This window comes from Streptomyces sp. SM1 (genome assembly GCF_002910825.1).
In the GTDB taxonomy this organism is placed as follows: domain Bacteria; phylum Actinomycetota; class Actinomycetes; order Streptomycetales; family Streptomycetaceae; genus Streptomyces; species Streptomyces okerensis.
In genome coordinates this window covers 1-6,939 of sequence record NZ_NEUB01000828.1, presented here as the reverse complement: position 1 = coordinate 6,939, position 6,939 = coordinate 1, and the positions used below count along the sequence as shown (strand labels likewise).

The following is a 6,939-nucleotide window of genomic DNA, read 5'->3' as shown; positions in this document are numbered from 1 at the left end:
CCTCGCCTCCTACGCCGGACTGGCCCCCACCACGAAGCAGTCGGGCACCTCCATCCACGGCGAACACGCACCCCGAGGCGGCAACCGGCAACTCAAACGGGCGATGTTCCTGTCCGCCTTCGCCTGCATGAACGCCGACCCGGCCTCCCGCACCTACTACGACCGCCAGCGAGCCCGCGGCAAGACCCACACCCAAGCCCTCCTCCGCCTCGCCCGCCAGCGCATCAGCGTCCTGTTCGCCATGCTCCGCGACGGCACCTTCTACGAACCCCGGACACCGAAAGACGTCGAGCTCGCCGCATAACCCCAGCAACACCGAACCACCCCAAACCCGACAAGGGTGCCTTGACGAAGGACATAGAGGCACCCCCCCCTCGGGCGGGCGTAGACGCATCCCACCCAGGGGCGCGGGGAACTGCGCGATCGGCCCCGGCCCACCCGCCGCAGACCCACCCCTGCCCGCGCCCAGCGGCCGGCGCCCCGCTCAGCCCCAGGTCGCCGAGTAGTGACGCCGGTAGGCCTTGCGGTCCTGCTCCGCCCGGATCCAGCGCGAGGCCACCAGGGCGACCAGGCTGCCCCCGATCACCAGCAGGCCCGGCCCCACGTTCTGCGGGTCGGCCAGCCGTGCCAGCAGCGTCGAGGGGTCCGGGACGATGCCCCGTACCGGCGTCGAGGAGCCCGGGGAAGCGGTGTCCGGAGCCGCACCCGCCTCGGACGGCGCGGGCGACGGCGCCGCGGCGTCCCCGTCCGCCCCGGGCGCCACGATGAGCCGTACGTCGAGATCCGCCAGCGCCTTCGCCAGCGGCTGGAAGTACGTCGTACCGCCCGTGCGGCAGTCACCGCTGCCGCCGGAGGTGACACCGAGCGCGATCCCCTCGGAGAACATGGGACCGCCGCTGTCACCGGGTTCGGCACACACATTGGACTCCACGAGACCGCTGACCGTGCCCTCGGGATAGTTCACCGTCGCGTTCAGCGCGGTCACCTCGCCGTCGCGCAGTCCGCTGGTGCTGCCGCTGCGGAAGATCCGCTGCCCGACCGCCGGGTCCGCCACCCCCGTGATCCGCACGCCCTTGCCGTCGCCGACCGCCACCACCCCGGCGCCCTCGCCGGCCCGGCCGCCGGCGTACTCGATCAGTGAGTAGTCGTCCCCGGGGAAGCTGCCGCCGACCGTGGTGCCGACCTCCTGGCGCCCCTGGTTGTCGGCGAACCACACCGACCCGTCGGGGCCGCAGTGCCCGGCAGTGAGGATGAACTCGCGTTCGCCGTCGGTGACGTTGAAGCCCGCCGAGCAGCGGCCGGCCGTCGACAGGATCGGCTGTGCCCCGTTGAGGCGGGTGGTGAACGTGCCCGAGGTCCGCTCCATGCGCACGAATCCGCCGATACCGTCGGCCACTCGGGTCAGCTCGGACCAGTCGTCCGCGGACACCGTGGTGTCGCCGCGGACGACCACCTCGTTGGACCGGTAGTCCATGGACCAGGCCGTCCCGGGTACCCGCGGCGCCGAACCCAGCGTCTTCGCGGCGGACTTGAGGTCGTCCATGCTGTGCCGCACCATCTTCGCCTCGGCGCCCGCCCCCCGCACCCGGGCCGCCGCCTCCTCGTCGGTGACCGCGACCACCGTGCGGCCGTCGGCGGCGATCCAGCTGCCCGCCGTACGGGACGTGCCCAGCCGTGACACCAGGCCGGCGCCCGGGCCCACCGACGTCTCCCCGGCGGTGGAGAACGGGACCGCCTCGGGCAGCCGGGGCTCACTGGCGACGGCGCGGGTGACCATCGTGGCCCCCAGGAGGAGTCCGCCGACGGCCGCCAGCCGTGTCACTCGCCGGACCACCCGTCGTCGTGCGTGCCTCATGCATGGCTCCCGAACCTCTTCGGCACGGTGCGAACACCGCGGGGTCTGCCCCGAGTCGGGTGCCCTCTGTCCATACGGGCCCCGGAGCCCCGGCGTTCAGTGCGGACACGATCCCGGCCGGGAACCGGGCCGTGCCGGCAGCACCGCGCCCGCGCACCCCGCCGGATGTCCGCTCCCGCCGGGGCCGCCTGTCGTGATCCCATGACCAGGATCCCGTACGAGACGTCCGGTGAACCGAATCCCCTGCGGGCCCTCACCCTTGACCGTCTGCGGCGCCGTACCAGCATGAAGTGGCGCACCCGTCCCGCCGACGTGCTGCCGCTGCGGGTGGCCGAGATGGACGTGCCCCTCGCCGAGCCGGTCGTGCGCGCCGTCACCGAGGCCATGGAGCTCGGGGACACCGGCTGTCCCGTCGGCACCGCCTATGCCGAGGCGCTGGCCGCGTTCGCCCGGAAGCGATGGGACTGGGACGGGCTCGCCGTCGAGCGCACGGCGATCGTGCCGGACGTCATGCTGGGCGTCGTCGAGATGCTCGGGCTGGCGACCGGGCACGGCGATCCGGTCGTGGTGAACCCGCCCGTGTACCCGCCCTTCTACGACTTCGTCCGGCACCTGGGCCGCGAGGTGGCCGGGGCGCCGCTCGACGCCGGAGGGCGGATCGGCCTCGACGTCCTGGAGAGCACCTTCCGGCGGGTGACGGCGGGCGGGCGGCGGGCCGCGTACCTGCTGTGCAGCCCGCACAACCCCACCGGCACCGTGCACACCGCCGACGAGCTGACCGCCGTCGCCGCCCTCGCCGAGCGGTACGGCGTACGGGTCGTCGCCGACGAGATCCACGCGCCACTGGTCGTGGGCGACACGCGCTTCGTGCCGTACCTGAGTGTGCCGGGCGGGGAGCGGGGCCTGTCGCTGATGTCGGCGTCGAAGGCGTGGAACCTGGCCGGGCTCAAGGCGGCGCTCGCCGTCGCCGGACCCGACGCGGCCGGGGATCTGGCGCGGATGCCCGAGGAGGTCGGCCACGGCCCGAGCCATGTCGGCATCCTCGCCCACACCGCCGCCCTGCGCGACGGCACCCCGTGGCTGGACGCCCCGCTCGCCGGGCTGGACGCCAACCGCGGTCTGCTCGCCGGGCTCCTGGCCGAGCGGTTGCCGGCGGTCCGCTACCGCCCGGGGGAGGCCACCTACCTCGCCTGGCTCGACTGCCGTCCCCTCGGTCTCGGCGACGATCCGGCGGAAGTCTTCCTCGATCACGGCCGGGTGGCCCTCAACGCGGGCCCGCCCTTCGGCACGGGCGGCGCCGGCCACGCCCGGCTGAACCTCGCCGCCTCGCCCGAGGTGATCGGGGAGGCGGTGCGGCGGATGGCGGTGGCCGTGGAACGAGCGGGGCACCGCCCGTGACCGACGAGTCCTTCGGTGATCCACGGCTCGCGGCGCTCTACGATCCGCTCGACCCCGATCGCGGAGACCTCGACGCGTATCTCCGTATGACGGAGGAGTTCGGTGCCCGGCGGGTGCTGGACATCGGGTGCGGGACGGGGGTGTTCGCCCTGCTGCCGGCCGGCCGGGGGATCGAGGTGACCGGCGTCGAGCCCGCCCGGGCCTCCCTCGACGTGGCCCGGGCCAAGCCGGGGGCCGCACGGGTCCGCTGGATCGACGGCGACGCGACGGCCCTGCCCGAGCTCGCCGTGGATCTGGTGACCATGACGGCGAACGTCGCCCAGGCCATCGCCGGCCCGGACGCCTGGCACGGCACCCTGAGGGGCGCCCGCGCGGCGCTGCGGCCCGGGGGCGGCTGGTGTTCGAGACCCGTGATCCGGCCCGGCGGGCGTGGGAGGGATGGAACCGCGAGGAGTCGTACCGCAGGACGGACGTACCCGGCGTCGGCACGGTCGAGAACTGGCACCGGGTGACCCGTGTGGACGGCTCGCTGGTGACGTTCCGTACGACCTACGTGTTCGCCGCGGTCGGAACGGTGCTCACGTCGGACTCGACGCTGCGGTTCCGGGGGCGGGAGGAGGTCGAGGCGGACCTCGCCGGGCACGGCTTCGCGGTGGAGGGGGTGCGGGACGCGCCCGACCGGCCGGGCCGGGAGTTCGTCTTCGTCGCCCGCCGTCCGGATGCCTAGAATCGCCCCATGGACGAAGCGTCGCGGGACCGGCTCGGCGCCGGGGAGTACCTGCTGGTCACCACCTACCGCAGGAACGGGACGCCCGTTGCCACACCGGTGTGGGTGGTGCGGGACGGCGACACGCTCGGGGTGTGGACCGTCGCCGGCTCCGGGAAGGTGAAGCGGATCCGTGGCCGCGGTGAGGTCCTCGTCGGTCCGTGCGATGTGCGCGGCAGGCCGACCGGTGACCAGGTTCCCGCCACCGCGGAGATCTGCGGCCCGGCCACCACCGCCCGCTACCGGCGGCTGCTCGTCCGCAAGTACGGCGTCCGGGCCCGGCTGGCGCTCCTGGGCAGCCGGCTCCGCCGGGGCCTCGACGGCACGGTGGGGATCCGTATCACCCTCTGAGGCGCGGGATCACCCTCTCGCGCTCGGGAGACCGCGCCTGGTGGCCCGTCAGGTCCACACGGTCCGTCAGGTCCACGCCCGGAACGGCTCGTCGAGCATCTGGAAGACCGGCTCGCCCCGCACCGGGTCCTGGGCCGTCGACAGCCGCACCCGGTCGCCGCTGTGAATACCGATGGGCGGGCCCATGACCCGGCCGCGCACCACGAATCCCTCGGCCATCTCGATCAGCGACACATTGCGGGCCGCCGGGGTGTTCCGGTGCAGCACCGTGGTGTGACGGACCGTGCCGATGCCCTCGCTGTGCTCCGTACGCAGCTCGCTGCCCTGGCAGACCGGACACAGCAGCCGGTGGTACATGGCGGTGCCGCACCAGGTGCAGCGCTGGTAGACCATGGCCTCCGTGCGGGTGGTGCCCCGGGGGTCGAGGACACCCGTCGGGGAGCCGGCCGCCTGCTGAGCGACGCTTCCTGAGTGGTGATACACGCTGGTCAACTCCCTGCGCTCGGCCGGAATCCCGCGTGCGCGGTCGCCCGGCACACACGTGTCCGGTGTGACGTGCCTCCGTACACGGCCATAGCGTATGGCACTGAGTGTCACCGGTAAAGGCACTCCGTACCCTCTCTTTCGGGGAGAGGCCCGGGCGGGTCAGCCGCGGCCGAGCGCGGACTCCAGTTCCTGCACCACCCGCCACAGCGGTGCCCCGCGCCGCGAGACGATCACCACCACGTCCTCCGGGCCCCCGCTCACGCCGGGCGCCGGCGCGGTGCCGAACGCCTCCCGCACATGCCCCAGCGCGTGGTCGACGGTGGTCTCCGCGTCCCCCTCGCCGTCCGAACGCAGCCAGGCCCGCAGCGCGTTGTTGTGGGCCGCGACCACGGCCGCCGCGATCACGTCCGCCCGCAGGATGCCGTCCCGCAGACCGGCGAACCGGGCCCGCAGATAGCCGGCCAGGGCCCGCTCGTAACGCCAGACCACGGACAGCTCGTACGCCCGCAGCCCCGGCACCTGCTTGGTGAGGTGGTAGCGCTGCACGGAGAACGTCGGGTTCTCCGCGTACATCAGCAGCACCAGCCGGGCCGCGTCACAGACCCTGCGCACCGGCTCGACGTCGTCCCCGCCCGCGTACAGGAAGGCCGTCATGTCGGCGAGGCACCGTTCGTGGTCGGGGAAGACCACGTCCTCCTTGGACGGGAAGTAGCGGAAGAAGGACCGCCGTCCCACCCCGGCGAGCGCCACGATGTCGTCCACCGTGGTCTGTTCGTAACCCCGCTCCGGGAACAGCCGGAAGGCCGCCGCCACCAGGGCGTCCCGCATGGCCGGCTTCCCGTCGTTCCCACCGCGGCCGGGCGCCGCACCGCTGGAGCTCATGAACGGAACGTAGCACCGGGAACCCGGCGATGGCACGCGGTGCACCTGACACGGAACTCAGTACCGTCGCGCCCGCCCGCGCGGGCCGTCCCTATGATCGAGCCACCGTCTCGCCGAGGAGCACGTATGCCGCCCGCCCGTCCCCGCGTCCTCTACGTCAGCGACCTCGCCTACCCGGCCCGCGGGCGCCGCTACTGCGACGAGGACATCTTCCTGACCTCCCGGCTGCGCGAGCACGCGGACCTCGCCCTGTGCCACCCGCGGGACACCGTCGCCCTCATGGACGGCTTCGACGCCGTGGTCGTCCGCAACAGCGGTCCGGTCATGGCGTACCAGGACGCCTACGACGCCTTCCGCGAGCACGCCCTCGCGACCGGTGCAGCGGTCTACAACCCGCTCACCGGCCGGGGCGACATGGCCGGCAAGCAGTACCTGCTCGACCTGACCGCGGCCGGCCGCCCGGTGATCCCCACCGTCGACCGGCCCGAGGACCTGCGCCGGCTGCCGGAGACGGGACGGTACGTGGTCAAGCCCAGGCGCGGCGCCGACTCCATCGGGCTGCGCGTCGTTCCCGCGGACGAGGTGCGCGGCCTCGTCGACGGCGACGTCCTGGTGCAGCCGCACATCGACTTCGCCTACGAGGTCTCCTTCTTCTACGTCGACCATTCCTTCCAGTACGCCCTCCACGCTCCCGACCCCGGGCGGCGCTGGCAGCTGGAGCGCTACGAACCCACCCCGGACGACCTGGACTTCGCCCGGCAGTTCGTCGAGTGGAACACCCTCGGCCACGGTATCCAGCGCGTCGACGCGTGCCGTGCGCCGGGCGGCGAACTGCTGCTGGTCGAACTGGAGGACCTCAACCCGTATCTGTCCCTCGACGCCCTCGACGACGCCGGCCGGGAGGCCTTCGTGTCGGCGATGGTGACGTCCCTGCGCGCCTTCCTCCGCGACGCCTCCGGCACGGGCGGCTGAACCCGCGGGGCCTTCGTCGCGTATCTCTCCCCGTGGGCGGCACAACTCCCCCGCACGGGACGGAAGGAGAGCAACGTGACGACACCGGCCGAGCCCGGGCGGCCACACGAAGGACCGCCCCTCGAACCCATCCGCGTGCTGCGCCCGCGCCGTACCGACGCGCTCGCGGAACTGTTCCGGGAGTTCGAGGAGGGGGAGTGGAGCCGCTACGAGGCGGTGCCGCTGCCCC

The 6,939-nt window shown here is 73.4% G+C and carries 7 protein-coding genes and 2 pseudogenes; 6 read left to right on the top strand and 3 right to left on the bottom strand.

The window, feature by feature from the left end; all coding sequences use genetic code 11:
- On the top strand, positions 1-304 hold a 304-nt coding region (locus tag B9S61_RS26160; protein ID WP_146064897.1), incomplete at its 5' end, for a transposase.
- Positions 305-484: 180 nt separating this feature from the next.
- Here B9S61_RS26160 and B9S61_RS26155 read toward each other — a convergent pair.
- On the bottom strand, positions 485-1,855 hold the full coding sequence (locus B9S61_RS26155) for a S1 family peptidase (protein ID WP_103544437.1): 1,371 nt from the start codon (positions 1,853-1,855) through the stop codon (positions 485-487).
- A gap of 201 nt (positions 1,856-2,056) precedes the next feature.
- Here B9S61_RS26155 and B9S61_RS26150 point away from each other — a divergent pair, with 201 nt between their 5' ends.
- From B9S61_RS26150 to B9S61_RS26140, 3 genes and pseudogenes are all read left to right on the top strand, one after another.
- Positions 2,057-3,253 (top strand): MalY/PatB family protein, encoded by a 1,197-nt coding sequence (locus B9S61_RS26150; protein ID WP_103544436.1) that lies wholly within the window; start codon positions 2,057-2,059, stop codon positions 3,251-3,253.
- Positions 3,250-3,980: pseudogene (locus B9S61_RS26145) on the top strand (class I SAM-dependent methyltransferase). The gene B9S61_RS26150 and the pseudogene B9S61_RS26145 overlap by 4 nt, the downstream one beginning before the upstream one ends.
- A gap of 9 nt (positions 3,981-3,989) precedes the next feature.
- Positions 3,990-4,370, top strand: coding sequence for a PPOX class F420-dependent oxidoreductase (locus B9S61_RS26140; RefSeq protein ID WP_103544435.1), 381 nt, complete (start codon positions 3,990-3,992; stop codon positions 4,368-4,370).
- Between the two features lie 66 nt (positions 4,371-4,436).
- Here B9S61_RS26140 and B9S61_RS26135 read toward each other — a convergent pair whose 3' ends face one another.
- Complete coding sequence (locus B9S61_RS26135; protein ID WP_103544434.1) at positions 4,437-4,853, bottom strand: Zn-ribbon domain-containing OB-fold protein; 417 nt, start codon at positions 4,851-4,853, stop codon at positions 4,437-4,439.
- Between the two features lie 162 nt (positions 4,854-5,015).
- Positions 5,016-5,738, bottom strand: a complete 723-nt coding sequence (locus tag B9S61_RS26130; RefSeq protein ID WP_103544433.1) for a TetR family transcriptional regulator — start codon at positions 5,736-5,738, stop codon at positions 5,016-5,018.
- Between the two features lie 126 nt (positions 5,739-5,864).
- Between B9S61_RS26130 and B9S61_RS26125 the strand changes: the two genes are divergently transcribed.
- A complete protein-coding gene (locus tag B9S61_RS26125) occupies positions 5,865-6,710 on the top strand; it encodes a hypothetical protein (RefSeq protein WP_103544432.1) in 846 nt (281 codons plus the stop codon).
- Positions 6,711-6,785: 75 nt separating this feature from the next.
- Positions 6,786-6,939, top strand: a pseudogene (locus B9S61_RS42655) (peptidoglycan-binding protein); the annotation flags it as partial.

What these genes read in the sequence shown, in the direction of transcription:
- B9S61_RS26155 (WP_103544437.1), bottom strand. Translation starts at nt 1,855, where the DNA reads ATGAGGCACGCACGACGACGGGTGGTCCGGCGAGTGACACGGCTGGCG.
- B9S61_RS26140 (WP_103544435.1), top strand. Translation starts at nt 3,990, where the DNA reads ATGGACGAAGCGTCGCGGGACCGGCTCGGCGCCGGGGAGTACCTGCTG.
- B9S61_RS26150 (WP_103544436.1), top strand. Translation starts at nt 2,057, where the DNA reads ATGACCAGGATCCCGTACGAGACGTCCGGTGAACCGAATCCCCTGCGG.
- B9S61_RS26125 (WP_103544432.1), top strand. Translation starts at nt 5,865, where the DNA reads ATGCCGCCCGCCCGTCCCCGCGTCCTCTACGTCAGCGACCTCGCCTAC.
- B9S61_RS26130 (WP_103544433.1), bottom strand. Translation starts at nt 5,738, where the DNA reads ATGAGCTCCAGCGGTGCGGCGCCCGGCCGCGGTGGGAACGACGGGAAG.